The sequence below is a fragment of the Streptomyces sp. P17 genome, from assembly GCF_032436805.1.
GTDB lineage: Bacteria > Actinomycetota > Actinomycetes > Streptomycetales > Streptomycetaceae > Streptomyces.
Window position 1 is genome coordinate 1 of record NZ_JAVRBF010000818.1, and the last position, 272, is coordinate 272.

Sequence of the window (272 nt, forward strand, 5' to 3'; positions counted from 1 at the left end):
CGCCTGACCGCCGCTGGAAAGCCTCACAAAGTCGCGCTGGTCGCCGTCGCCAGGAAGCTGCTCGTCATCCTCAATGCCATGCTCCGCGATCGCTCGCCTTGGAATCCTCAATTGGCCGAAAAACGGGCTTGACGCAACATGGTTGCTACTTTTCTTGTGATGGTTGGTGTGTGTGGACGGTGCGCGGTCCCTCGATACGCGCTGCTGGCGCAGAAAGAAGGCTTTGAGCGGAGCATTGAAGCGACTGGCGGACAATGCGGCCATGTACATCG

General features: G+C 59.2%; 1 pseudogene. It reads left to right on the forward strand.

Annotated elements, in window-relative coordinates:
• Positions 1-132 (forward strand): annotated as a pseudogene (locus RMT89_RS43075) (IS110 family transposase); the annotation flags it as partial.
• Positions 133-272 lie beyond the last annotated feature (140 nt).